Consider the following 24,195-nt stretch of genomic DNA (forward strand, 5'->3'; position numbering starts at 1 on the left):
TGACCCGGCATTTCGCCGGGTCAGCTTTTAATGCCCATGTCCAATCATTATTTACGTATTTTTCAGCAACCAAAATCAGCGATTCTGCTGATGCTAGGTTTTGCTTCCGGTTTACCGCTCGCCCTGACCTCCGGTACGCTTCAGGCGTGGATGACGATCGAAAATATCGATCTGAAAACTATCGGTTTCTTCTCTCTGGTCGGCCAGGCCTACGTATTTAAGTTTCTCTGGTCCCCGGTAATGGACCGCTATACCCCACCGTTTTTAGGTCGTCGTCGCGGTTGGCTGTTGACTACCCAGGTATTGCTTCTTATTTCCATCGCCGCGATGGGTTTTCTGGAACCTGGCACGCAGTTACGCTGGATGGCGGCACTCGCAGTGGTGATCGCATTTTGTTCGGCGTCGCAGGATATTGTTTTTGACGCCTGGAAAACAGACGTTTTACCGGCAGAAGAACGCGGTACCGGTGCAGCAATCAGCGTACTGGGTTACCGCCTGGGGATGCTGGTTTCCGGTGGTCTGGCCCTGTGGATGGCCGACCGCTGGCTAGGCTGGCAAGGTATGTACTGGCTGATGGCCGCGCTACTGATCCCCTGCATTATCGCCACCCTGTTAGCGCCCGAACCCACTGACACCATTCCCGTGCCTAAAACATTGGAACAAGCGGTTGCTGCGCCACTGCGTGACTTTTTTGGTCGTAACAACGCCTGGCTGATTTTGCTGCTGATTGTGCTGTATAAGCTTGGCGATGCGTTCGCCATGAGCCTGACCACGACGTTTTTAATCCGCGGCGTCGGATTTGATGCCGGTGAAGTCGGAGTGGTCAATAAAACGCTGGGGCTGTTGGCGACAATAGTCGGCGCGCTGTACGGCGGGGTCCTGATGCAGCGTCTTTCGCTGTTTCGCGCATTGCTGATTTTCGGCATTCTGCAGGGCGTATCGAATGCCGGATACTGGCTGCTTTCTATTACCGACAAGCACATGTTCAGTATGGCAGCCGCCGTCTTCTTCGAAAACCTGTGCGGCGGGATGGGCACGGCGGCGTTTGTCGCCTTATTAATGACGCTGTGCAATAAATCCTTCTCCGCAACGCAGTTCGCCCTGCTCTCCGCGCTTTCCGCTGTGGGGCGCGTTTATGTCGGCCCGGTGGCGGGCTGGTTTGTCGAAGCGCACGGCTGGCCCACGTTTTATCTGTTTTCCGTGTTTGCCGCGATCCCTGGACTCCTGCTGCTGCTGGTTTGTCGCCAGACGCTGGAACATAGCTGGCAAAATGAGAGTTTTATTCCACGCACAGAGTTCCGTGGGGCGTACAATCTGGCTTTGATGACGTTAGTGACGGGCTGCTGTTTGCTGGCTGTTTGGCTGTTGCTGCTCACCATGAACGCGCTGGATTACACCAACTTCTCTTTCCTGGCGGGGCTGCTTGAAGTCTCAGTCGCGGTCGCCATCTGTGGTGTCGTATTTGGTGGGTTACTGGACTATCTTGCACTACGAAAAACACGTCTGATGTAATTTTTCACATTAATTTGGCCGTTGTAATCACCTTGCGTAATTATAACGGCTAAATAAACAGCAGTTAATGAAAATAATATTTGTTGTTTTGTGCGCCATAGAATTTGGAAATTATTGACTCCTTTTATAAATTCTATTTTCCTTACTCGATTCAGCCGAATCAGATTTATTTTTTGTTTGTCATTTGTCTTTTTATTGATAATCAATTGTTAATTAATTGTTTTGTTTTCGTATTAGTTATACCAATTGCCCTCAACAGTTCCCCTGCTCACCCGCTTTCGTTATAACGTGATGTTGCAACAGGTTCTTAAACCCGAAGCGACATATATTGCAACATATGTGACATGCACGGCAGAACCCGGTAACACAGATCCAATGATGTTTACAGTAATGTAACCTTCCCGTAAAATGCCCTCACACTTTAAACGCCACCCGGTCCCGTGGAATTGAGGTCGTTAAATGAGACTCAGGAAATACAATAAAAGTTTGGGATGGTTGTCATTAATTGCAGGCACTGCATTACTCAGTGGCTGTAATTCTGCGCTGCTTGACCCTAAAGGACAGATTGGACTGGAACAACGGTCATTGATACTGACGGCATTTGGCCTGATGTTGATTGTCGTTATTCCTGCCATCTTGATGGCTGTTGGTTTTGCCTGGAAGTACCGTGCAAGCAATAAAGATGCGAAGTACAGCCCGAACTGGTCACACTCCAATAAAGTGGAAGCTGTGGTCTGGACGGTGCCTATCTTAATCATCATTTTCCTTGCCGTTCTGACCTGGAAAACCACTCACGCTCTTGAGCCAAGCAAACCGCTGGCGCATGACGAGAAGCCCATTACCATCGAAGTGGTTTCCATGGACTGGAAATGGTTCTTCATCTATCCGGAACAAGGTATCGCTACCGTGAATGAAATCGCCTTCCCGGCGAATACTCCGGTTGAATTCAAAGTGACATCCAACTCCGTGATGAACTCCTTCTTTATCCCGCGTCTGGGTAGCCAGATTTATGCCATGGCCGGCATGCAGACTCGACTGCATCTGATCGCCAACGAAGTCGGTACTTATGATGGTATCTCCGCAAGTTATAGCGGACCAGGCTTCTCCGGTATGAAGTTCAAGGCCATCGCAACAAAGGACCGCGCCGAATTCGACCAATGGGTTGCTAAAGCTAAACAGTCCACGAACACCATGAGCGACATGGCTGCGTTCGAGAAAGTGGCTGCGCCAAGCGAATACAACTCGGTGGAATACTTCTCCAACGTGAAACCGGATTTGTTTAAAGACGTTATTAACAAATTTATGGCTCACGGTAAGAGCATGGACATGACCCAACCCGAAGGTGAGCACAGCGCACACGAAGGCATGGAAGGCATGGACATGAGCCACGCGGAATCCGCGAACTCAAGGGGCTGAGGAAGAATACGATGTTCGGAAAATTGACACTGGATGCAGTTCCGTTCCATGAACCAATCGTCATGGTTACGATCGCTGCCATTATCATCGGTGGTGCGGCCTTACTCGGCCTTATCACTTACTTCGGTAAGTGGACCTACCTGTGGAAAGAGTGGCTAACTTCGGTTGACCACAAACGCCTTGGCATCATGTATGTCATCGTCGCAATCGTCATGTTGATTCGTGGCTTTGCCGACGCCATCATGATGCGTAGTCAGCAAGCGCTGGCTTCTGCAGGTGAAGCGGGCTTCCTGCCTCCTCACCACTACGACCAGATCTTCACGGCTCACGGCGTGATTATGATCTTCTTCGTGGCAATGCCATTTGTTATCGGTCTGATGAACCTGGTGGTTCCACTGCAGATCGGCGCTCGTGACGTTGCATTCCCGTTCCTGAACAACCTGAGCTTCTGGTTCACCGTTGTCGGCGTAATCCTGGTTAACCTTTCTCTGGGCGTGGGTGAATTCGCGCAGACCGGTTGGCTGGCCTATCCGCCACTTTCGGGAATAGAGTACAGTCCAAGCGTCGGGGTCGACTATTGGATATGGGCGGTTCAGTTGTCCGGTATTGGTACAACGCTGACCGGTATCAACTTCTTTGTGACCATCATTAAGATGCGTGCACCAGGAATGACCATGTTCAAGATGCCGGTATTTAGCTGGGCATCTCTGTGCGCAAACATCCTGATTATCGCGTCTTTCCCAATCCTGACGGTTACCGTCGCGTTGCTGACCCTGGATCGCTATCTGGGCACCCATTTCTTTACCAACGATATGGGCGGCAACATGATGATGTACATCAACCTGATTTGGGCCTGGGGCCATCCGGAAGTGTACATTCTGGTTCTGCCGGTGTTCGGTGTGTTCTCCGAAATCGCGGCAACCTTCTCGCGTAAACGCCTGTTTGGTTACACCTCGCTGGTGTGGGCAACCGTGTGTATCACCGTTCTGTCGTTCGTTGTTTGGCTGCACCACTTCTTCACCATGGGTGCAGGCGCTAACGTAAACGCCTTCTTCGGTATCACCACCATGATTATCGCCATCCCGACCGGGGTGAAGATCTTCAACTGGCTGTTCACCATGTATCAGGGCCGTATCGTATTCCACTCAGCAATGCTGTGGACGATTGGCTTTATCGTCACCTTCTCAGTCGGCGGCATGACCGGCGTACTGCTGGCGGTGCCGGGTGCAGACTTCGTACTGCACAACAGTCTGTTCCTGATTGCGCACTTCCATAACGTTATCATCGGCGGCGTCGTATTTGGCTGCTTCGCTGGTATGACCTACTGGTGGCCAAAAGCGTTTGGCTTCACGCTGAACGAAACCTGGGGTAAACGCGCATTCTGGTTGTGGATCATCGGCTTCTTCGTGGCATTTATGCCGCTGTACGTGCTGGGCTTTATGGGTATGACCCGTCGCCTCAGCCAGCAGATTGACCCGCAGTTCCATCCAATGCTGGTCGTTGCCGCCTGCGGTGCCGCGCTGATTGCACTGGGTATCCTGTGCCAGCTGATTCAGATCTACGTGTCTATTCGCGACCGCGAGCAGAACCGTGACCTGACCGGTGACCCATGGGGTGGTCGTACGCTGGAGTGGGCAACCTCTTCCCCGCCTCCGTTCTATAACTTTGCCGTTGTGCCGCACGTTCACGAGCGTGATGCCTTCTGGGAAATGAAAGAAAAAGGTGAAGCGTACAAGCAGCCTGCGCACTATGAAGAAATTCATATGCCGAAGAACAGCGGTGCCGGTATCGTCATTACCGCCTTCGCAACACTGTTTGGTTTCGCCATGATCTGGCATATCTGGTGGCTGGCGATTGCAAGCTTCGCAGGCATGATCATCAGCTGGATTGTGAAAAGCTTTGATGAAGACGTGGATTACTACGTGCCGGTCCCGGAAGTCGAAAAACTGGAAAACCAGCATTTCGATGAGATTACTAAGGCAGGGCTGAAAAATGGCAACTGATACTTTAACGCACGCGACTGCCCACGCGCACGAACACGGGCACCACGATGCAGGCCAGACCAAGATCTTCGGATTCTGGGTCTACCTGATGAGCGACTGCATTCTGTTCTCTATTCTGTTTGCAACCTATGCCGTTCTGGTGAACGGCACCGCGGGTGGCCCAACAGGTAAGGACATTTTTGAACTGCCGTTCGTTCTGGTTGAAACATTCCTGCTGTTATTCAGCTCCATTACTTACGGCATGGCAGCGATTGCCATGTACAAGAACAACAAGAGCCAGGTTATCTCCTGGCTGGCGTTGACCTTCTTGTTCGGTGCCGGATTCATCGGGATGGAACTCTATGAATTCCATCACCTGATTGTTAACGGTATGGGCCCGGATCGCAGCGGCTTCCTGTCTGCGTTCTTCGCGCTGGTCGGCACGCACGGTCTGCACGTCACCTCCGGTCTTATCTGGATGGCAGTGCTGATGGTGCAAGTTGCTCGTCGCGGCCTGACCAGTACTAACCGCACCCGCATCATGTGCCTGAGCCTGTTCTGGCACTTCCTTGATGTGGTGTGGATCTGTGTGTTCACTGTTGTTTATCTGATGGGGGCGATGTAATGAGTCATGCTAACGAGAGCGGCGGCGCATCCCATGGCAGCGTAAAAACCTACATGACAGGGTTTATCCTGTCGGTAATCCTGACGGTCATTCCGTTCTGGATGGTCATGACAGGTTCTGCTTCTCCAGCCGTCATTCTGGGAACTATTCTGGCAATGGCAGTGGTACAGATTCTGGTGCACCTGGTGTGCTTCCTGCACATGAATAGCAAATCTGATGAAGGTTGGAACATGACGGCCTTTGTCTTTACTGTGCTAATCATCGCCATCCTGGTTGTGGGCTCCATCTGGATTATGTGGAACCTTAACTACAACATGATGATGCACTAAGAGCGGCGATTATGATGTTTAAGCAATACCTGCAAGTAACGAAACCAGGCATCATCTTTGGCAACCTGATCTCGGTGATTGGGGGATTCCTGCTGGCCTCAAAAGGCAGCATTGATTATCCCCTGTTTATCTACACGCTGGTTGGGGTGTCACTGGTTGTGGCGTCGGGTTGTGTATTTAACAACTACATCGACAGGGATATCGACAGGAAGATGGAGAGGACCAAAAACCGCGTGCTGGTTAAAGGTCTGATTTCCCCTGCGGTCTCACTGGTCTACGCCACCCTGCTGGGTATTGCTGGCTTTATGCTGCTGTGGTTTGGCGCAAACCCTCTGGCCTGCTGGCTGGGGGTAATGGGCTTCGTGGTCTATGTGGGTGTCTATAGCCTGTATATGAAGCGCCATTCCGTTTACGGTACGCTGATTGGCTCACTCTCCGGCGCAGCACCACCGGTGATTGGCTACTGCGCCGTAACCGGTGTGTTCGATAGCGGTGCGCTGATTTTGCTGGCTATTTTCAGCCTGTGGCAGATGCCGCACTCTTACGCGATTGCGATTTTCCGCTTCAAGGATTATCAGGCAGCCAACATCCCGGTACTGCCGGTGGTGAAAGGTATTTCGGTCGCGAAGAACCATATCACGCTGTACATCGTGGCATTTGCTATTGCCACACTGATGCTAACCCTGGGCGGCTATGCAGGATATAAATACCTGATTGTTGCAGCGGCGGTGAGCGTCTGGTGGTTAGGCATGGCGCTGCGCGGATATAAAGTGGAAGATGACAGAGTCTGGGCGCGCAAGCTGTTCGGTTTCTCCATCATCGCCATTACCGCGCTTTCCGTGATGATGTCCGTCGACTTTATGGTGCCAAACTCGCAGAACCTGCTGACTTACGTCTGGTAAGAATCTGCAGATACGAAAAGGGTGCTCCGGCACCCTTTTTATTGGCAAGAATGTTATTCAGTTATAGAGCCATTTCCCAGCCTTTGCTGACTCAATAATCATGCCTACTGTCAAAGGCTTTAACTCAATTTCAGGAGGGTCTTTTCGCCAGAAAGGGTATTCTTGTTCAATATAATTCCTTCCATCAAACGTCGAATATTCAATATCAAAATGCTCAAATAAATCAGCCAAAAAATCATACGCATCTTCCGGAACAAACTGAAAATCATCCTTAAGGGTCCATTCTTTAGTGACCTGCTTAAGACCAGGTCTGAACCAACGTTCCCTAATTGGGTAATTCTTCATGATGTACTCAATAACTTCAGCTTCATAATTTCTCATCAGAAAGATGTCCACAGTATGCGATCTTTGGGCCGTGCGATGAGGTTGTATTTATCGCGGGTGTGTTTTGTCACCGTGAACAAAAGCACGATTAACTGAGCATGCCCGATAAAAGGAACCCATCGGCCTATGTAAGTTGCTATTTGATTTGTTGGAACCATCTTCAATTTGGAAAACTTTCCCATAGGAGCGTGCAGTCTTAAACCAAATGGGAACCGAGCCCCTTTCAGAAGTTTTCTACATAGAATTGATGCAATACTAGTGCCAGGGGTGTTCGTGGCTGCTGATAGTTTTCCTTCAACAGGAATAAATGGTTGACCGATCAAAACCAGCGTAACAGCTTCCGTAGTGATACCTTATGAATCTGCCAACTGCTCGATGAATATCAAATCAAACAGTTCACCCGACGTTACGTTAGCGTGGCCATGATACCAATAGGTTCCATTCGCTTCTTCAGTTGTGTCCATTCAATCACCCATTATGCCGTCTGCCGGTCATTCCATGCGTCGGTATAGATAATGTTCCCATCGCAATGCTTCCAGGTGATTTTTTCGTAGCGTAACTCTATGGTCTCAAGGTGATTGTTGTTTTTGTCTTCTGGCCCAGCCATCGTAGGAGAGACCGAGACAATCCGCACGCCCTCGAGCAGCATGTTGAAATACTCCACTTCCTGACCCGCATCATTGATTTTGTACCAACGAATCTCTGCAGACTTAAGATTCTGACCAGAAGCAACAGCTTTGTATAAATAGGGACTCGAGTAGTCAAACTCTTTGACTATCATCATCGGTGAATGTTGACGTGTGCCTGTTGGTTTACCCGTTGCATTATCGGTGGGAATAGAGAGATTGTGATGAAAACCTTTAAATTCAATACTGTATTCTCTTCCCTTTACGTCACACCCGCCCTTAATCAGCGCGCCACCATCGTCATAAATCCACATATTGCCTGGAATCGCCATTTTCCTTTTCCCTCTTTCCATTAGAAACAACCACAAAAAGACTACACCTGTAATTATCGCAAGTAAATTAGTTGCAATTGTAACCATTTCAATTTTCCCGCTACACAATTCCACATATCGTAGAGGTTTACCCCACCCCTTCCCCGCTTTACACTAGGCGCGAAATTAATACAGAGGTGGGAATGAACGATTACAAAATGACGCCCGGTGAGTTGCGCGCCACCTGGGGTTTAGGGACCGTATTCTCGTTGCGCATGCTTGGCATGTTTATGGTCCTGCCGGTTCTGACCACATACGGTATGGCGCTACAAGGTGCCAGCGAAGCGCTGATAGGCCTTGCTATCGGCATTTACGGTCTGGCCCAGGCCGTCTTCCAGATCCCCTTTGGTCTGCTCTCTGACCGTATCGGTCGTAAGCCGCTTATCGTCGGGGGGCTGGCGGTATTCGTTCTCGGCAGCGTGATTGCCGCCCTCTCCGATTCAATCTGGGGAATTATTCTCGGCCGGGCGCTGCAAGGCTCTGGCGCGATTGCCGCCGCCGTAATGGCACTGCTGTCTGACTTAACCCGTGAGCAAAACCGAACGAAAGCGATGGCGTTTATCGGCGTCAGCTTTGGTATCACCTTCGCCATTGCAATGGTACTTGGGCCGATCGTCACCCACGCGCTGGGATTACACGCACTGTTCTGGATGATTGCCGCGCTCGCCACCACCGGTATTGTGCTGACCATTTGGGTCGTTCCCAATAGCACCAGCCACGTGCTGAACCGCGAATCGGGCATGGTAAAAGGCAGCTTTCGCAAAGTGCTGGCGGAGCCTAAGCTCCTGAAGCTCAATTTTGGCATCATGTGTCTGCACATTTTGCTGATGTCCACCTTCGTTGCTTTGCCGGGCCAACTGGCAAAAGCGGGCTTCCCTGCCGCCGAACACTGGAAAATTTATCTGGTGACGATGCTGCTGTCCTTTGTTTCCGTGGTGCCATTCATCATTTACGCCGAAGTGAAGCGCAAGATGAAACGCGTATTCCTCGCCTGCGTGTTACTGATCCTTATCGCAGAGATTGTATTGTGGAGCGCTAACATTCGTTTCTGGGGTCTGATTGCCGGCGTGCAAATATTCTTCCTCGCCTTCAACCTGATGGAAGCCCTCCTCCCCTCGCTTATCAGCAAAGAGTCCCCGGCTGGCTATAAAGGCACGGCGATGGGCGTTTACTCCACCAGCCAGTTTCTTGGCGTGGCGATTGGCGGTTCGCTCGGCGGTTGGGTGGTCGAAATGTTTGATGGTCAGGCCGTATTTCTGGCCGGTGCGCTTCTGGCGGCAGTGTGGTTATTGGTGGCAAGTACAATGAAAGAGCCGCCATATGTCAGCAGCCTGCGCGTGGAAATCCCACCAGAGATTGCTGCGGATGACACCCTGAAGCAGCGTCTGCTGGCAAAAGAAGGGATAAGCGAAGTGTTAATTATCGCGAAAGAGCATTCAGCCTACGTGAAGATCGACAGCAAAGTGACAAATCGATTTGAGGTTGAACAGACGATTAGCCAGGCTTGAAGATGAGATTTGTCAGATGGCGGCTCACGCCATCTGACATAACGACTTAATCGCGGAAGTTCTTGAACTGGAACGGCTGTCCGAGATCACCACCGCGAACCAGCGCCATAACGGATTGCAGATCGTCACGCGCCTTACCGGTCACACGAATTTCTTCGCCCTGAATCTGCGCCTGCACCTTCAGTTTGCTGTCTTTGATCAACTTGACAATTTTCTTCTGCACTGCGCTTTCAATGCCTTGCTTCAGCTTAGCTTCGACAAACCAGGTTTTACCGCTGTGCACGAAAGTTTCTGGTACATCCAGCGACGTGCCTTCAATACCACGTTTCAGCAGTTTGGCGCGCAAAATATCCAGCAACTGATTAACCTGGAAATCAGACTCGCTCAGCACCTTAATCGTCTTATTTGACTCGTTCAGCTCAAAGGTGGCCTCAACGCCACGAAAATCGAAGCGTGACTCCACTTCGCGGCTGGCATTATCGACCGCGTTACGGGCTTCCTGAAGATCAACTTCAGAAACAATATCGAAAGATGGCATCTTTTCCTCTCCCTTCATTTTTGATGCGAAGCATAATACCTGCAAAGTTACTCAACAGACAGCGCTATACTAGGCTGTATCCTTTAATTGTACGTGGTACTGATAGCTGCGAACAATAATGGGATGTAGCGGATATGGATTAACACCTGGTGCTGTTGCAGGTGAGGAGGAAGAATGAAAATTACCGTACTGGGATGCGGAGCGTTAGGCCAGCTTTGGCTAACCGCGCTATGCAAACATGGACATGAGGTGCAGGGGTGGCTACGCGTACCGCAACCTTATTGCAGCGTGAACCTGATCGACACGGATGGATCCGTTTTTAATGAATCCCTGACGGCAAACGACCCCGACTTTTTGGCGAAAAGCGACCTGCTGCTAGTCACCCTCAAAGCCTGGCAGGTTTCTGATGCGGTAAAAGGCCTGGCCGCAATTCTGCCTGAAACCACTCCTATTCTGCTGATTCACAACGGCATGGGGACGATTGAAGAGCTGCATAACATTAAGCAACCTCTGCTGATGGGCACCACCACCCACGCGGCACGCCGCGACGGGAACGTCATTATTCATGTCGCCCAGGGCACAACGCGTATTGGCCCGGCACGTGAACAAGATGGTGATTTCAGTTATCTGGCGGAAATCCTGCAAGATGTCCTGCCTGATGTCGCCTGGCACGACACTATTCGCGCCGAGCTTTGGCGCAAACTGGCCGTCAACTGCGTCATTAATCCACTCACCGCACTCTGGAACTGTCCCAACGGCGAGCTGCGTCAGCATCCAGAAAAAATAGCGTTGATATGCGAGGAAGTGGCGGCGGTCATCGAGCGCGAAGGCCACCACACATCAGTGGATGATTTACGCTATTATGTCGAGCAAGTGATTGACAGTACGGCGGAAAATATCTCATCAATGCTGCAGGATATTCGTGCCATGCGCCATACTGAGATCGACTACATTACCGGTTATTTGTTAAAACGCGCACGTGCGCACGGCATCGTCGTCCCGGAAAATGCCCACCTGTTTGAAATGGTTAAGAGAAAGGAGAGTGAGTATGAGCGCTCAGGCACTGGTATGTCTCGCCCCTGGTAGTGAAGAGACCGAAGCGGTCACCACTATCGATCTGCTGGTTCGTGGCGGCATTAAGGTCACGACCGCAAGCGTCGCCAGCGATGGCAACCTGACGATTGTCTGTTCGCGTGGAGTAAAGCTGCTGGCGGATGCGCCATTAGTCGAAGTGGCTGACGGCGATTTCGACATTATCGTACTGCCGGGCGGTATTAAAGGCGCCGAGTGTTTTCGCGACAGCCCGTTGCTTATCGAAACGGTGAAACAGTTTCATCGTTCCGGGCGCATTGTCGCGGCAATCTGTGCCGCTGCCGCCACCGTGCTCGTCCCGCACGATATTTTCCCCATCGGTAACATGACCGGTTTTCCGGCGCTGAAAGACAAAATTCCCACCGATCAGTGGCAGGACAAGCGAGTGGTATGGGATCCACGTGTCAACCTGTTAACCAGCCAGGGACCGGGGACTTCCATCGATTTCGGTTTAAAAATCATTGATCTTCTGGTGAGTCGCGAAAAAGCTTACGAAGTGGCATCACAACTGGTGATGCCCGCAGGCATTTATAACTACTACGAGTAAATATGCTTACCGGATGGTTTCAACCATCCGGTAAAATATTTAAAACCAAGGCACTCCGCTCATAACGTTGCTATAAAACAACATTCTTCCCGCCAGTTCCCCCGTCGCCATTAATACTACCCACACCCAACTCTGTTGGCCGTAGTTCAGACGCGATATTCCCCACACAGCAACGCAGATACTGGCAAATAGCTGCCACCATAGCAAAGGACTTGACGCATCAGCGCCAGGCACATGATAGCGAAACCACAACCCGCCTGCCGTCAACACGATTCCAATTACAATCCCTGCATTGCATGTCGTTGAAGAGGATTTATGCCAATAGCCACCGGCCACCGCCACACTCATAAAACCCAGCAATACTGCCGTTGCCAGGAAGCCAAGCGGCGTAGCTATGGTATGCCAAAGCGAGTGCAGCGCCATTTGGTAATACACCTGAGACGTCACAAAAATTGACACCAGGCCAACAAGCGCAGTCACACCACCCAGAAGATTCGCCCCTGGATGCCCAGGCTTGAGCCAACATAACGCTAACCAGCAAAATATCACGGCATTCAATACTATAAATGCCACTACTTCCCGGCTCAGCCAAGATATTCCCAACCCTGCCATTGAACGGTATGCGCCTGTAGGTGTTCCCAGGTGTGCAAGGGATGCCAAAGAACCCAGCACAGTGATGACCCAAAATAACAGCGCCAGCCGACGATATTCTTCAGCATTGAATTTCAGCGTACCAAAATTCTGACACAACGTTAGTGCCAGGACACCACCAATCCCCCATTGAGCAAAGACCGTAAAAAAGACTAATGGCAATTCATAGTGTTCCATTTCTCTCTCCTCAGTCCCGTGGCGCGATAATCACAATATTGGGCTTACTGATATTGTGATCGGGTAAGTTGTAGCGCTTCTCTAGTACCGTCCATTGGGTGGTATGCTCTTTGCGAAGATCTTCTATCTCGCCAAATCGTAAAACCCCCGCGGGACAAGATTCGACACAGCGTGGTTGTAAACCTTCATCCAGGCGTTCCGCACACAAATTACATTTACTGGTTTTCCCCTCTTCCGCATCGTAAACCGGTGCACTCCAGGGGCAGGCCATAATACACATCCGGCAACCGATACAACGTTCGTGGTCCTGTACAACAATCCCGTCAGCTCGTTTGGTATAAGTCCCGGCAGGGCACACTTTCATGCACTGAGGGTCATCGCAATGGTTACACGACATGCTGATAAAGGCTTGAGTATTAGGTTCATCTGTATTGCGCTCACGCACCCGCCGCCACAACACACCAAGCGGCGTCATATTTTCTGATTTGCAGGCCATGCTGCAGGTTTTACAGCCATAGCAGTTTTGCATATCAATAAGAAATCCATACTGTTTCGTCATGATTATGCCTCCCTTCTCACGTCAACTAACGTACTGTTACAACAGTGTCCATTGCCCAACAACTCGACCTGATCGTTGGTGACGTGGCTACTACTTCCCCCCTGTTGCTCCCACCAGCCGTTATCTAGGCTCACAACTCCCCGTTTTATATGCGTTGTAACATCGGCAATTGCTCTATGCTCTCCACGATGATTGAAAACAACAACCCACTCTCCGGCCTGGATCTGACGATTATGGGCATCTTCTGGATGAATCATAACGTTCGGGCGATTACGCTGAACCTCGAGGATCCATTCATTCATACCGTGGCTCGAATGTACGCTACGTGCCAGTTTGCGCTGTACCGCCATTAACGGATAGTGGCTTGCCAGTTCAGGTGAACCTTTCACTGACTCTTTCACCTGTTTCCAGGTTACCACCGGCAGGAAGTCTTTTTTGGCCCACTCCTCGATATAAAAATGCGCCTTTCCGGTTGAGGTACGAAACTGCCCATCCTTAAAGGGGATCCAGTCTTCTTTAACGGGGCATACCGGCCCTTTTTTTAACATCTCACGGGTGATACCCGACCCTTTGAGGCAAGTATCAATGTAATGTTCAATGGGCTGATTAAAGACGTCTCCAAATCCAAAACGCTCGGCCAAGCGTGCGAAAATCCAGTAATCCGGTTTAGCTTCTCCCGGTGGTTCCACCGCTTTCTCCATCAGTTGTACATAGTGGCTGCGTACCCCCGCCATTAAACTGACATCTTCAAAAATGGTCGTCACAGGCAGCACCAAATCGGCATACAGTGCAGACGAACTCATCAGATTGTCCGCCACCACGACAAATGGCACTTTTTTAAAGGCTTCTCTGACCTGATTTGTATTCGGCAACTGCGTCATCGCCCCCAGTGTCATGTTCCACCAGAATTTTATTGGATGAGGTTTTTCGTTAACGATCCAGTCCCCAATTTTAGAAATGGGGATCGATGGAATTTTGGCAGCATTTGGCGCAGGGGGGATAATGGGCGAAAATTTCGCCATTTGCCTGACCCCGCCCGCATCACAGACCCCTGCACCAGGCTTACCGATATTGCCGGTTATCAGCGCCAGATAAAATTGGCTGGCAGCAACATAAGTACCAAACTCAGTTCTCTGTGCACCAGACATATTCTGAACTATCATCGCAGGTTGCGTGGAAGCATAGTCTCTCGCCAGGCGTAATACCGTTTGCGCTGGCACATCCGTTTCCTGCTCAACTTTCTGTGTCGTCCAGGGCTTCGCCTGCGCCCAAACGTTATCCAGTACGGTAGTAAAATCGCTCCCGTTGGGCAGTTCATCATTTAGCAATGCTGGAAGAACGCCCGGCACATCATGTCGCTTCACGCTTTGTGTCAGAGTATCAAACACCAGATAACTGTCTGCATCATGCGGATCGGCTCGCATTAGTTTCTGCTTAGCATCCACCAAATAAACTGCGCCGGTATGTTTTCGCAGAAAATTCGCATCATAGCGCTTCTCCTGCATAATGATGTTGATCATCCCTAGCGCCAGCGCGATATCCGTTCCCGGCACAATAGGCACCCACTCATCCGCTTTTGCTGCGGTTTCGTTAAACCGGGGATCGATTACCACCATTCGCGCTCCGTTACGCTGCGCATTTGAATAATCTTTGAAGTAAGCATGCATCGTAACGGCCGGGTTGTTCCCCCAGCAAAGGATATAGCGACTTTCCTTTATTGTGTCGCGGGTATCAGCATACCGTAAGCCCACCATTGGCATCATCGCAGCAGTGACGGCTGCGCAGCATAACGAACCAACATGTTTTGTCGATCCACCAAGATAATCAAAAAATGCCTTCCCCATATCATTTTTGATAGAGTCCATATTCCCTGAAGCTGCTGTTAGCAACAGGCCTTTATTGCCATCGGTAGCGATCGTTTCTCTGATTTTCTTTTCAATAAGCTCAAGCGCGGCATCCCAAGAAATCGGCTTAAATTTTCCTTCACCTTTTTCTCCCGTACGCAGCAAGGGTTGCGTCAGTCGTAGCGGGTGATACACCCATTTCGTTCGGCTAATCCCTCGTAAACAACATTTCACGTTAAAGCCTTTTGTCGCTTCAATTTTCATCAAACGATCTTTCCAGACATATGCCGTCAGGTTGCAATGCAAACATTCCATTGCACAGGTCGAACGAAATGTCTGGTAATCCGATTGCTGCAGACGAAACCGAGGCAGCGGTGCGCCATTGACCTGACGCAACCCTAGAAAGGTTGGACCTAATGAAGCCAGCCCCACCACACCTAGCCCTTTTAACAGGGTTCTTCTTTTTAAACGTATATTGCTCAAAGCATCCATGATCTTTCCTCCAATAAAGTTCATCATTAGTGAACTAAAATTCACTAATAATTAACTTGAGGTGGGTCATGATCTAATCATTTAGAGGTAACGATCTTTTTGAACTATGAAAGCAGCACTGCTTTCTGAACTCAATGATATAATCGAGGAGTATTTAATAAGAGAACGCATATGACTGAAACATCACAAGGGATTAATTCGGTTGATATAGCCGTCAGCATTTTGACATTTGTCGCCAGTCAGAATGGTCAAGCGAGGGCAATCGATATCGCTACTGGGTGTGGTTTGTCGAAAAGCCGTTTACATAAATATCTTATCTCACTTTGTCGCACCGGCATGCTATGCCAAAACGAAAAAGGGCTTTACTGCCTAGGAGCAACCACACTGCAACTGACTGGAGGCCAAACCGGCGCACGCGACGCAATTGACGAGCTCAATACTATGCTGGTCACTTTTCGCGATACCTTTAACCACTCCACCGGGGTCGTCGTTGCTTCTGAAAATGGATTAATACTCAAACACTACAATCGCAGCTTTCGAAACGTCGATATCGATTTTCTGCCCAATACGCAGGTTCCACTTCATGCCAGTGCTGCTGGGCAAATTTTTATGAGCTTTTCTGATTATCAGGCGCAAAATCTGGCGCAGAAACAGTTGATTAGACAAATAATATCGCAGGGATACGCCGTGCGTTACAACCCAACTCAGGGGATCCCTGGAGCGCAATCTATCGCTTGTCCGCTTCAGAATAGTAAAGGTGAGCTCATTGCAATTGCTGTAACAATGGGTTTTTTTAGTGCCGAAGCCATTCCGCAAATTGCCAACCAACTGGTCAACAGCATCGCATCACTTCAGCCACAAGATTAGCGCAGCCCCGGCGCATAAAGCCGGGGCAGGCCTCAATTACGGGCGATACACCTTCACGTTTTCAAAGCCCTGCTCGCGCAGATACAGCGCCTGCAGACGGCTCATCACCCCGCGTTCGCACCACAGCAGCCAGGTTTTATTCTGGTCCAGATCGCCGAATTTAGTGCTCAGCTTGTAGAACGGCAGAGAAACCACGTCCACGCCTTCAACCTTCAGCGGTTTATCATCCTGTTCATCCACAGAACGGATATCCAGAATCACATCGTTCGGGCCGAAACCGCTCACGGTTTCCACTTCCACCACGGTCTGCTGCGTCTGCTGGGCGATGTCGCGAATGTCGATATTGTTGGCTTCTTCAACCACTTTATCGAGGATCGAGAAATCGAAGTTTTCTTCTTCGGCTTCAATCTTCGCTTTAATCGCTTTCACCGTCGGGCTTTTCGAGATCACCCCGCAGTATTCCGGCATGGTACGAGCGAAGTCCTCGGTACCAATTTCACGCGCAAGATTGATGATGTGCTCTTTATCATGGGAGATAAGCGGGCGCAGGATCAGGGTGTCAGATACGTTATCGATTAAACGCAGATTGGTCAGCGTCTGGCTGGACACCTGGCCCAGTGCTTCACCGGTTACCAGCGCCTGTACACCGTAGCGCTCAGCCACTTTCGACGCCGCGCGTACCATCATACGTTTGAGGACCACGCCCATCTGGCCGTCATCAACTTTCTCCAGGATCTCACCGACCACCGGTTCAAAGTTGATCGCAACAAAACGCACGCGATGCGAACTACCGAAGCGGTTCCACAGGTAATGTGCCACCTGACGAACGCCGATTTCATGCGCAGCCCCGCCGAGGTTGAAGAAGCAATAGTGTACGCGGCAGCCGCGACGCATCAGCATGTAGCTGGAAACGCCGGAGTCGAAACCACCAGAGATCAGCGACAGAACGTCTTCTTGTGTACCAATCGGGAAACCGCCGATACCTTCATAGCGGCCTTTAACCAGCAGCAAACGGTCGTTTTCGATTTCAAGATTAACCGTCACGTCCGGCTTCGTCAGCTTCACGCGTGCAGATTCAATATGTTGGTTCAGTCCACCGCCAACATAACGTTCCACCTCAATGGAGCTAAACTCATGCTTACCGCGACGCTTAACGCGTACACAGAAGGTTTTACCTTCCAGTTGATCGCGATACTGCACCAGTGCCTTCTCGAAAATATCGTGCATATCGGTAAACGGCACGTCTTCTACTTCGAGAATGTGGTGGATACCCGGAATACGGGTCAGCGCGTCGCGAATATCCAGGCGCTGGCTTTCGTCTTTAGCGCGAACCTCAACGTGATCCCAGTGGCGGACAACGGCAAGGTCTTCATCATAGTGCTTTAAAACGTTACGAATGTTCCCTGTCAGAATTTTTATAAAGCGCAAACGCACAGATTGGCTTTTGATGGTGATTTCTGGGAACAATTTAATGATAAACTTCATGGCGGCAATGGTTCTTTGGCAAGTCTGAACGACTTGTGATGGAAAATAATACAGCAGCCCATACCCGCGACTGCATCCAGGCGCGCAAGTATACCACCATCGCGCGACTACTGTGCACATTGCGCGTTATTTGCTTATCAGTGCGAGTCCGTTACCATAGTCTTGTGCTGTCAATACAGAGAGTCAGACATTCATTATGCCGAAGAAAAATGAAGCGCCCGCCAGCTTTGAAACTGCGCTGAGCGAGCTGGAACAGATTGTCACCCGTCTGGAAAGCGGCGATTTGCCGCTGGAAGAGGCGCTGAACGAATTCGAACGTGGCGTACAGCTGGCACGTCAGGGACAAGTCAAATTGCAACAGGCTGAACAGCGCGTGCAAATCCTGCTGTCAGAAACTGAAGACGCCGCCCTCACGCCTTTTACACCGGATAATGAGTAAATGGATTTTACGCAGCAGCTACAGGCTTGCGTTGAGCAGGCTAACCAGGCACTGAGCCGTTTTATCGCGCCACTGCCCTTTCAGAACACTCCCGTGGTCGAAACCATGCAATATGGCGCATTATTAGGCGGCAAACGTCTGCGCCCGTTTTTGGTGTATGCGACCGGTCAGATGTTTGGCGTGAGCCTGAGTACGCTTGACGCCCCCGCCGCCGCGGTTGAGTGCATCCATGCCTATTCACTGATGCACGACGATTTACCCGCGATGGACGACGATGATCTGCGTCGCGGTCTGCCAACCTGCCACGTCAAGTTTGGCGAGGCGAATGCGATTCTGGCCGGTGATGCGCTGCAAACGCTGGCGTTCTCTATTATCAGCGACGCCCCGATGCCGGAAGTCGCCGACCGTGACCGCATCGCGATGATCTCTGAACTGGCTCAGGCCAGTGGTATCGCCGGTATGTGTGGCGGTCAGGCGCTGGATCTGGCAGCAGAAGGTCAGCAGGTAGAACTGGCGGCGCTGGAGCGTATTCATCGCCATAAAACCGGCGCATTGATTCGCGCCGCCGTTCGTCTGGGTGCGTTAAGTGCTGGCGATAAAGGGAGAGAACTTCTGCCGATACTCGACAAATACGCCGAAAGTATCGGTCTGGCCTTCCAGGTTCAGGATGACATACTGGATGTGGTAGGCGATACTGCAACATTGGGTAAACGTCAGGGTGCCGACCAGCAGCTTGGCAAAAGTACCTATCCTGCACTTCTGGGTCTTGAGCAAGCCCGGAATAAAGCCCGGGATTTAATTGAGGATGCCCGCCAGTCATTAAGTTTGCTGGCCGCACAATCTCTCGATACCTCGGCACTGGAAGCGCTAGCGGACTACATAATCCAGCGTGATAAATAAACCAACATATCCCATGAGCTTGCGATGAGTTTTGATATAGCCAAATACCCGACCCTGGCGTTGGTCGACTCCACCCAGGAGTTAAGACTGCTGCCAAAAGAGAGCCTGCCTAAGCTTTGCGACGAACTGCGCCGCTATTTGCTCGACAGCGTGAGCCGTTCCAGCGGGCACTTCGCCTCTGGTCTGGGCACGGTGGAACTCACCGTCGCGCTGCACTATGTCTACAACACCCCGTTCGACCAGTTAATCTGGGATGTGGGACATCAGGCTTATCCGCACAAAATTCTTACCGGTCGCCGCGATAAGATTGGCACTATTCGCCAGAAAGGCGGCCTGCATCCGTTCCCGTGGCGCGGCGAGAGTGAGTATGACGTACTGAGCGTTGGCCACTCCTCAACCTCTATCAGCGCAGGCATCGGCATTGCGGTTGCCGCCGAGAAAGAAGGCAAAGAGCGCCGTACTGTATGCGTCATTGGCGACGGTGCCATCACCGCCGGGATGGCGTTTGAAGCGATGAACCATGCGGGCGATATTAAGCCCGACATGCTGGTTATCCTCAATGACAATGAAATGTCGATTTCGGAAAACGTCGGTGCGCTGAATAACCACCTGGCGCAACTGCTCTCTGGAAAACTCTATTCGTCGCTGCGCGAAGGCGGCAAGAAAGTGTTCTCCGGCGTACCGCCGATTAAAGAGCTGCTCAAGCGTACCGAAGAACACATCAAAGGCATGGTTGTGCCGGGTACGCTGTTTGAAGAGCTGGGCTTTAACTATATTGGTCCGGTAGACGGTCACGATGTGCTGGGGCTTATCACTACGCTTAAAAACATGCGCGATCTGAAAGGCCCGCAGTTCCTGCACATCATGACCAAGAAGGGTCGTGGCTACGAGCCGGCAGAAAAAGATCCGATCACCTTCCACGCGGTGCCCAAATTCGATCCGTCCAGCGGATGTCTGCCGAAAAGCAGCGGCGGTCTGCCGAGCTATTCAAAAATCTTCGGTGACTGGCTGTGTGAAACCGCAGCAAAAGACAACAAGCTGATGGCGATTACCCCGGCAATGCGTGAAGGCTCCGGTATGGTGGAGTTTTCCCGTAAGTTCCCGGATCGCTACTTCGACGTGGCCATTGCCGAGCAGCATGCGGTGACGTTTGCGGCCGGCCTGGCGATTGGTGGTTATAAACCCATCGTCGCTATCTATTCCACGTTCTTGCAACGCGCCTACGATCAGGTGCTGCACGATGTTGCCATTCAAAAACTGCCGGTCCTGTTCGCCGTTGATCGGGCAGGAATCGTGGGTGCTGATGGGCAAACTCACCAGGGGGCGTTCGATCTTTCCTTCCTGCGCTGCATCCCGGAAATGGTCATTATGACCCCGAGCGATGAGAACGAATGTCGCCAAATGTTGTTTACTGGCTATCACTACAACAATGGCCCAACGGTCGTGCGTTATCCACGCGGTACTGCCGTAGGTGTTGAGCTGACGCCGCTGGAACAATTGCCTATCGGTAAAGGTATCGTCAAGCGTCACGGTGAGAAACTGGCGATTCTGAACTTCGGTACGTTGATGCCGGAAGCGGCTCAGGTCGCGGAATCGCTGAACGCAACGCTGGTCGATATGCGCTTCGTGAAACCGCTGGATGAAGCACTGATTCTGGAAATGGCAGCACAGCACGACGTGCTGGTGACGATTGAAGAAAACGCCATTATGGGCGGCGCAGGTAGCGGTGTAAACGAAGTGCTGATGGCGCATCGTAAGCCGGTTCCGGTACTGAACATTGGTCTGCCTGATTTCTTCATTCCCCAGGGTACTCAGGACGAGGCTCGCGCCGAACTGGGCCTGAATGCAGCCGGAATTGAGGCCAAAATCAAGGCCTGGCTGGCATAATCCCCCTCTCGCTCCTGCTATGCTTAATAAATAACACGCTAAGCAGGAGCGAATTTATGCAATACAACACCTTAGGAAAAACAGACCTTCGGGTCTCCCGCCTTTGTCTGGGCTGCATGACGTTTGGCGAACCCAATCGCGGCAATCACGCCTGGACGCTACCAGAAGAGAGTAGTCGCCCGATTATCAAACATGCCCTTGAGGGTGGTATTAACTTTTTCGATACCGCAAACAGTTACTCAGCAGGCAGCAGTGAGGAAATTGTCGGCCGTGCGCTGCGCGATTTCGCCCGCCGCGAAGATGTCGTGGTCGCGACCAAGGTTTTTCACCAGGTAGATGATTTAGCAGAAGGATTATCCCGCGCACAAATCCTGCGCTCAATCGACGACAGCCTCAGACGCCTGGGTATGGACTATGTAGACATCCTGCAAATTCACCGCTGGGATTACAACACGCCCATTGAAGAAACGCTGGAAGCGCTTAATGACGTCGTGAAAGCCGGAAAAGCACGCTACATCGGCGCATCCTCCATGCACGCTTCGCAGTTTGCTCAGGCACTGGCCCTGCAGAAACAACACGGCTGGGCGCAATTTATCAGCATGCAGGATCACTACAATCTGATCTACCGCGAAGAAGAACGCGACATGCTACCGCTTTGCTCTCAGGAAGGTGTGGCGGTGATCCCATGGAGCCCGCTGGCGCGTGGTCGCCTGACGCGCCCGTGGGGAGAAACCACCGCACGCCTGGTTTCCGATGAAGTCGGCAAAAACCTGTACAGAGAAAGTGATGAAAACGACGCGCAAATTGCTGCACGATTGACTGGCGTCAGTGAAGAACTGGGCGCTACACGTGCGCAGGTCGCTCTGGCATGGCTGTTAAGCAAGCCAGGCGTCGCCGCACCGATTATCGGCTCATCGCGGGAAGAACAGTTGGATGAATTACTTAACGCGGTAGATTTAACGCTGAAACCAGAGCATATTGCCGAACTGGAAATGCCGTACAAACAGCATCCGGTGGTGGGATTTAAATAAGCGCGGTTGTAGATTGTAGGCCGGATAAGGCGTTTACGCCGCCATCCGGCATCCCCTTTAAATGATCCCTACCGGCCAGTGATGGCCAATAAAGTACAGTATCCCGGCGGACAGTATCCCAGCCACGATATCATCGATCATGATCCCCGTGCCGCCATGTACGTTACGATCGAACCAGCGAATCGGCCAGGGTTTCCACATATCCAGAATACGGAAAATCACAAATCCAGCGGCAACCCACTGCCAGTCGTTGGTCGGCAGCGCCATCAGGGTTATCCACATCCCGACAAACTCGTCCCAGACAATGCTGCCGTGATCGTGCACGCCCATATCTTTTGCCGTTTGATGGCACAGATAGACGCCAATACAGATCGACAGCATGACCACCAGTGAATAGAGTTGCCACGGCAGAAATGTCATTAAATACCAAAATGGGATCGCCGCCAGCGATCCCATGGTGCCCGGTACAATCGGGCTCAATCCACTGCCAAATCCGGTAGCCAGCAGGTGCCACGGATTACGCATGCTCAAACGGCTTTTTGCGACATCTTTTTTAAGGCGCGGCAAAATGGTCATATCCTTTCCAGTCAAACGTGACGGGCTTTCCATCACGCGTAAAATGAATGCCTTCCACATCCGCACTCATCTGCCCAATGCAGGTAAACGGTGTGCCGAGATGCCCCAGCGCGACGTCCAGCGCCCCACGATTCATTTCCGGTACGGTAAAGCATAACTCATAATCTTCACCGCCCGAGAGCGCCCAACGCAACGCCTGTTCAGGCTCGACGTGTTGGGTAAACGCAGTGGAATATGGCAGCGCATCGACGTTAATCCGTGCGCCGCAGCCGCTGGCATTAACGATATGGCCCAGATCGGAAATCAGACCGTCCGAGAGATCGATAGCGGCGCTCGCCAGGTCGCGCAGGGCTTGCCCTTGTAAAATTCGCGGCGTGGGACGCAGGTGACGCTTGAGCAGATAGTCAGCGTCTTTGGCATCGGTTACCTGCAATCGGTTTTGCAGAATAGCTAACCCGGCAGCGCTGTCGCCCGGCGTACCGGTAACGTAAATCCAGTCGCCCGGTTTCGCACCGGAGCGTTTTAAGGCCCGTCCAACCGGGACGTAGCCATGAATACCCAGCGTCATCGACAGCGGCCCACGCGTGGTGTCACCGCCAATCAGCTGCATATCATAGTAATTCAGGAGCTCAAACAGGCCATCACTGAAAGCTTCAAGCCAGGCTTCATCGACGTCAGGCAATGTGATTGCCAGCGTCAACCATGCAGGATCGGCCCCCATCGCCGCCAGATCGCTCAAGTTCACCGCCAGCGCTTTCCAGGCCAGGTCTGTGGGATCGATATCGGGGAGGAAGTGGTTGCCAGCCACCAGCGTATCGGTACTGATCGCCAGCGTCTGTTTTTCAGGAATGTTCAGAAGTGCGCAATCGTCGCCAATACCAGTTTCGACATCAAGACGAGAGCTTCTTACGCGGTCAAAATAACGGGCAATCAGGGAAAACTCGCCACATGCCATACGTTATGCCTCAGCAGGAAAAAAGAAAAAGCCGGGGACAGTGGAAACAGGTTCCACCCTCCAGCCGGCCTCGGGATCACTTTTTGTTGGGGCGAATCACAGGTGCTGCTTTATCCAGTACGCCGTTGACGAATTTATGGCTATCTTCAGCGCCGAAGGTTTTCGCCAGTTCAATCGCTTCGTTAATGGCCACTTTATACGGCACATCACTACGCTTAGACAGTTCAAACAGCGCAATACGCAGCACGGCTTTTTCTACCTGACCCAGCTCTTCCAACAGGCGAGACAGGTAAGGCTTCATCAGTCCATCCAGGTACGCGCTGTTAGTCGCCACCCCGGACAGCAGTTCACGGAAATACAGAACGTCGACATCTTTAACGTCCTGTTCCGCCAGGAACTGGTATTCAACATCAGCGATGTCGTTCTGGGACAACTGCCAGGAGTAGAGCGCCTGGACGGCACACTCACGGGCGCGGCGACGAGCAGCAGGTTTCACGGAT

At 51.5% G+C, this 24,195-nt stretch carries 24 protein-coding genes and 1 pseudogene; 14 read left to right on the top strand and 11 right to left on the bottom strand.

Annotated features, from left to right (window positions below; all coding sequences use genetic code 11):
- Positions 1 to 36: 36 nt before the first annotated feature.
- The 6 genes from ampG (at position 37) to cyoE (ending at position 6,766) form a co-directional block, all read left to right on the top strand.
- The gene (gene ampG / locus HV261_RS20560) at positions 37 to 1,512 is read left to right on the top strand and encodes a muropeptide MFS transporter AmpG (RefSeq protein ID WP_202039731.1); all 1,476 of its coding nucleotides are present in this window, start codon (positions 37 to 39) and stop codon (positions 1,510 to 1,512) included.
- A gap of 459 nt (positions 1,513 to 1,971) precedes the next feature.
- Entirely contained in the window at positions 1,972 to 2,928 is a 957-nt protein-coding gene (gene cyoA, locus HV261_RS20565; protein WP_202039301.1) for a cytochrome o ubiquinol oxidase subunit II, read from the top strand.
- 11 nt (positions 2,929 to 2,939) lie between these two features.
- Complete coding sequence (cyoB, locus tag HV261_RS20570) at positions 2,940 to 4,931, top strand: cytochrome o ubiquinol oxidase subunit I (RefSeq protein ID WP_202039302.1); 1,992 nt, start codon at positions 2,940 to 2,942, stop codon at positions 4,929 to 4,931.
- Positions 4,921 to 5,535, top strand: a complete 615-nt coding sequence (locus tag HV261_RS20575; RefSeq protein ID WP_003831007.1) for a cytochrome o ubiquinol oxidase subunit III — start codon at positions 4,921 to 4,923, stop codon at positions 5,533 to 5,535. Before cyoB ends, HV261_RS20575 begins: the two co-directional genes overlap by 11 nt.
- Positions 5,535 to 5,864 carry a cytochrome o ubiquinol oxidase subunit IV gene (locus HV261_RS20580; protein WP_172743003.1) on the top strand — a complete coding sequence of 110 codons (330 nt, stop codon included), beginning with the start codon at positions 5,535 to 5,537 and terminating at the stop codon, positions 5,862 to 5,864. The genes HV261_RS20575 and HV261_RS20580 overlap by 1 nt, the downstream gene beginning before the upstream one ends.
- Before the next feature lie 11 nt (positions 5,865 to 5,875).
- Positions 5,876 to 6,766 (top strand): heme o synthase, encoded by an 891-nt coding sequence (gene cyoE / locus HV261_RS20585; RefSeq protein WP_100194043.1) that lies wholly within the window; start codon positions 5,876 to 5,878, stop codon positions 6,764 to 6,766.
- Positions 6,767 to 6,823: 57 nt separating this feature from the next.
- Here the strand turns inward: cyoE and HV261_RS20590 are convergent, their stop codons facing one another.
- The 3 genes and pseudogenes from HV261_RS20590 to tssD all read right to left on the bottom strand — a co-directional run bounded on the left by HV261_RS20590 (position 6,824) and on the right by tssD (position 8,108).
- The gene (locus tag HV261_RS20590; RefSeq protein WP_137384706.1) at positions 6,824 to 7,147 is read right to left on the bottom strand and encodes a DUF1493 family protein; all 324 of its coding nucleotides are present in this window, start codon (positions 7,145 to 7,147) and stop codon (positions 6,824 to 6,826) included.
- Positions 7,147 to 7,614, bottom strand: a pseudogene (locus HV261_RS20595) (STM2901 family protein). Before HV261_RS20595 ends, HV261_RS20590 begins: the two are co-directional and overlap by 1 nt.
- Before the next feature lie 11 nt (positions 7,615 to 7,625).
- Entirely contained in the window at positions 7,626 to 8,108 is a 483-nt protein-coding gene (gene tssD, locus HV261_RS20600; RefSeq protein WP_003021598.1) for an Hcp family type VI secretion system effector, read from the bottom strand.
- Positions 8,109 to 8,290: 182 nt separating this feature from the next.
- Here tssD and HV261_RS20605 point away from each other — a divergent pair, with 182 nt between their 5' ends.
- Positions 8,291 to 9,655: an MFS transporter gene (locus HV261_RS20605; protein ID WP_202039303.1), complete on the top strand. Its 1,365-nt coding sequence runs from the start codon at positions 8,291 to 8,293 to the stop codon at positions 9,653 to 9,655.
- A gap of 46 nt (positions 9,656 to 9,701) precedes the next feature.
- Here the strand turns inward: HV261_RS20605 and HV261_RS20610 are convergent, their stop codons facing one another.
- Positions 9,702 to 10,193 (bottom strand): YajQ family cyclic di-GMP-binding protein, encoded by a 492-nt coding sequence (locus HV261_RS20610; RefSeq protein WP_003831002.1) that lies wholly within the window; start codon positions 10,191 to 10,193, stop codon positions 9,702 to 9,704.
- Between the two features lie 174 nt (positions 10,194 to 10,367).
- Here HV261_RS20610 and panE point away from each other — a divergent pair, with 174 nt between their 5' ends.
- Positions 10,368 to 11,279: a 2-dehydropantoate 2-reductase gene (gene panE, locus HV261_RS20615; protein ID WP_202039304.1), complete on the top strand. Its 912-nt coding sequence runs from the start codon at positions 10,368 to 10,370 to the stop codon at positions 11,277 to 11,279.
- Positions 11,242 to 11,832 carry a protein deglycase YajL gene (gene yajL / locus HV261_RS20620; RefSeq protein ID WP_202039305.1) on the top strand — a complete coding sequence of 197 codons (591 nt, stop codon included), beginning with the start codon at positions 11,242 to 11,244 and terminating at the stop codon, positions 11,830 to 11,832. The genes panE and yajL overlap by 38 nt, the downstream gene beginning before the upstream one ends.
- A 39-nt stretch (positions 11,833 to 11,871) precedes the next feature.
- Here the strand turns inward: yajL and HV261_RS20625 are convergent, their stop codons facing one another.
- The 3 genes from HV261_RS20625 to HV261_RS20635 are packed head-to-tail and all read right to left on the bottom strand — an operon-like array spanning position 11,872 to position 15,555.
- Positions 11,872 to 12,660 (bottom strand): dimethyl sulfoxide reductase anchor subunit family protein, encoded by a 789-nt coding sequence (locus HV261_RS20625; RefSeq protein ID WP_202039306.1) that lies wholly within the window; start codon positions 12,658 to 12,660, stop codon positions 11,872 to 11,874.
- A gap of 10 nt (positions 12,661 to 12,670) precedes the next feature.
- Positions 12,671 to 13,219, bottom strand: a complete 549-nt coding sequence (locus HV261_RS20630; protein WP_170972905.1) for a 4Fe-4S dicluster domain-containing protein — start codon at positions 13,217 to 13,219, stop codon at positions 12,671 to 12,673.
- Positions 13,220 to 13,221: 2 nt separating this feature from the next.
- Entirely contained in the window at positions 13,222 to 15,555 is a 2,334-nt protein-coding gene (locus HV261_RS20635; RefSeq protein ID WP_191221203.1) for a molybdopterin-containing oxidoreductase family protein, read from the bottom strand.
- A 171-nt stretch (positions 15,556 to 15,726) separates the two neighbouring features.
- On the opposite strand from HV261_RS20635, the gene HV261_RS20640 reads away from it, so the two are divergent.
- Positions 15,727 to 16,422, top strand: a complete 696-nt coding sequence (locus tag HV261_RS20640; RefSeq protein ID WP_080858950.1) for a helix-turn-helix domain-containing protein — start codon at positions 15,727 to 15,729, stop codon at positions 16,420 to 16,422.
- 36 nt (positions 16,423 to 16,458) lie between these two features.
- Here the strand turns inward: HV261_RS20640 and thiI are convergent, their stop codons facing one another.
- On the bottom strand, positions 16,459 to 17,907 hold the full coding sequence (gene thiI, locus HV261_RS20645; protein ID WP_045440518.1) for a tRNA uracil 4-sulfurtransferase ThiI: 1,449 nt from the start codon (positions 17,905 to 17,907) through the stop codon (positions 16,459 to 16,461).
- Positions 17,908 to 18,103: 196 nt separating this feature from the next.
- On the opposite strand from thiI, the gene xseB reads away from it, so the two are divergent.
- Genes xseB through yajO form a run of 4 tightly spaced genes read left to right on the top strand, consistent with a single transcriptional unit; the run spans position 18,104 to position 22,164 of the window.
- The gene (gene xseB, locus HV261_RS20650) at positions 18,104 to 18,346 is read left to right on the top strand and encodes an exodeoxyribonuclease VII small subunit (protein WP_096759458.1); all 243 of its coding nucleotides are present in this window, start codon (positions 18,104 to 18,106) and stop codon (positions 18,344 to 18,346) included.
- Entirely contained in the window at positions 18,347 to 19,246 is a 900-nt protein-coding gene (ispA, locus tag HV261_RS20655; protein WP_202039307.1) for a (2E,6E)-farnesyl diphosphate synthase, read from the top strand. It abuts the gene before it with no gap.
- A 24-nt stretch (positions 19,247 to 19,270) separates the two neighbouring features.
- Complete coding sequence (gene dxs, locus HV261_RS20660) at positions 19,271 to 21,133, top strand: 1-deoxy-D-xylulose-5-phosphate synthase (protein ID WP_137384639.1); 1,863 nt, start codon at positions 19,271 to 19,273, stop codon at positions 21,131 to 21,133.
- A 56-nt stretch (positions 21,134 to 21,189) separates the two neighbouring features.
- Entirely contained in the window at positions 21,190 to 22,164 is a 975-nt protein-coding gene (gene yajO, locus HV261_RS20665; protein WP_202039308.1) for a 1-deoxyxylulose-5-phosphate synthase YajO, read from the top strand.
- A gap of 57 nt (positions 22,165 to 22,221) precedes the next feature.
- Here yajO and pgpA read toward each other — a convergent pair whose 3' ends face one another.
- The 3 genes from pgpA to nusB all read right to left on the bottom strand — a co-directional run bounded on the left by pgpA (position 22,222) and on the right by nusB (position 24,191).
- Positions 22,222 to 22,740: a phosphatidylglycerophosphatase A gene (gene pgpA / locus HV261_RS20670; protein ID WP_003021578.1), complete on the bottom strand. Its 519-nt coding sequence runs from the start codon at positions 22,738 to 22,740 to the stop codon at positions 22,222 to 22,224.
- Complete coding sequence (gene thiL, locus HV261_RS20675; protein WP_202039309.1) at positions 22,718 to 23,695, bottom strand: thiamine-phosphate kinase; 978 nt, start codon at positions 23,693 to 23,695, stop codon at positions 22,718 to 22,720. The genes pgpA and thiL overlap by 23 nt, the downstream gene beginning before the upstream one ends.
- Before the next feature lie 76 nt (positions 23,696 to 23,771).
- Positions 23,772 to 24,191, bottom strand: coding sequence for a transcription antitermination factor NusB (nusB, locus tag HV261_RS20680; protein ID WP_000801129.1), 420 nt, complete (start codon positions 24,189 to 24,191; stop codon positions 23,772 to 23,774).
- Between the last annotated feature and the right edge of the window lie 4 nt (positions 24,192 to 24,195).

Source organism: Citrobacter sp. RHBSTW-00671, from assembly GCF_014103415.1.
Taxonomy (GTDB): domain Bacteria; phylum Pseudomonadota; class Gammaproteobacteria; order Enterobacterales; family Enterobacteriaceae; genus Citrobacter.

What these genes read in the sequence shown, in the direction of transcription:
- xseB (WP_096759458.1), top strand. Translation starts at nt 18,104, where the DNA reads ATGCCGAAGAAAAATGAAGCGCCCGCCAGCTTTGAAACTGCGCTGAGC.
- ampG (WP_202039731.1), top strand. Translation starts at nt 37, where the DNA reads ATGTCCAATCATTATTTACGTATTTTTCAGCAACCAAAATCAGCGATT.
- dxs (WP_137384639.1), top strand. Translation starts at nt 19,271, where the DNA reads ATGAGTTTTGATATAGCCAAATACCCGACCCTGGCGTTGGTCGACTCC.
- HV261_RS20580 (WP_172743003.1), top strand. Translation starts at nt 5,535, where the DNA reads ATGAGTCATGCTAACGAGAGCGGCGGCGCATCCCATGGCAGCGTAAAA.
- HV261_RS20590 (WP_137384706.1), bottom strand. Translation starts at nt 7,147, where the DNA reads ATGAGAAATTATGAAGCTGAAGTTATTGAGTACATCATGAAGAATTAC.
- cyoB (WP_202039302.1), top strand. Translation starts at nt 2,940, where the DNA reads ATGTTCGGAAAATTGACACTGGATGCAGTTCCGTTCCATGAACCAATC.
- pgpA (WP_003021578.1), bottom strand. Translation starts at nt 22,740, where the DNA reads ATGACCATTTTGCCGCGCCTTAAAAAAGATGTCGCAAAAAGCCGTTTG.
- yajO (WP_202039308.1), top strand. Translation starts at nt 21,190, where the DNA reads ATGCAATACAACACCTTAGGAAAAACAGACCTTCGGGTCTCCCGCCTT.
- HV261_RS20575 (WP_003831007.1), top strand. Translation starts at nt 4,921, where the DNA reads ATGGCAACTGATACTTTAACGCACGCGACTGCCCACGCGCACGAACAC.
- tssD (WP_003021598.1), bottom strand. Translation starts at nt 8,108, where the DNA reads ATGGCGATTCCAGGCAATATGTGGATTTATGACGATGGTGGCGCGCTG.
- panE (WP_202039304.1), top strand. Translation starts at nt 10,368, where the DNA reads ATGAAAATTACCGTACTGGGATGCGGAGCGTTAGGCCAGCTTTGGCTA.
- thiI (WP_045440518.1), bottom strand. Translation starts at nt 17,907, where the DNA reads ATGAAGTTTATCATTAAATTGTTCCCAGAAATCACCATCAAAAGCCAA.
- HV261_RS20635 (WP_191221203.1), bottom strand. Translation starts at nt 15,555, where the DNA reads ATGGATGCTTTGAGCAATATACGTTTAAAAAGAAGAACCCTGTTAAAA.
- cyoE (WP_100194043.1), top strand. Translation starts at nt 5,876, where the DNA reads ATGATGTTTAAGCAATACCTGCAAGTAACGAAACCAGGCATCATCTTT.
- HV261_RS20610 (WP_003831002.1), bottom strand. Translation starts at nt 10,193, where the DNA reads ATGCCATCTTTCGATATTGTTTCTGAAGTTGATCTTCAGGAAGCCCGT.
- HV261_RS20630 (WP_170972905.1), bottom strand. Translation starts at nt 13,219, where the DNA reads ATGACGAAACAGTATGGATTTCTTATTGATATGCAAAACTGCTATGGC.
- HV261_RS20640 (WP_080858950.1), top strand. Translation starts at nt 15,727, where the DNA reads ATGACTGAAACATCACAAGGGATTAATTCGGTTGATATAGCCGTCAGC.
- thiL (WP_202039309.1), bottom strand. Translation starts at nt 23,695, where the DNA reads ATGGCATGTGGCGAGTTTTCCCTGATTGCCCGTTATTTTGACCGCGTA.
- yajL (WP_202039305.1), top strand. Translation starts at nt 11,242, where the DNA reads ATGAGCGCTCAGGCACTGGTATGTCTCGCCCCTGGTAGTGAAGAGACC.
- ispA (WP_202039307.1), top strand. Translation starts at nt 18,347, where the DNA reads ATGGATTTTACGCAGCAGCTACAGGCTTGCGTTGAGCAGGCTAACCAG.
- HV261_RS20625 (WP_202039306.1), bottom strand. Translation starts at nt 12,660, where the DNA reads ATGGAACACTATGAATTGCCATTAGTCTTTTTTACGGTCTTTGCTCAA.
- HV261_RS20605 (WP_202039303.1), top strand. Translation starts at nt 8,291, where the DNA reads ATGAACGATTACAAAATGACGCCCGGTGAGTTGCGCGCCACCTGGGGT.
- cyoA (WP_202039301.1), top strand. Translation starts at nt 1,972, where the DNA reads ATGAGACTCAGGAAATACAATAAAAGTTTGGGATGGTTGTCATTAATT.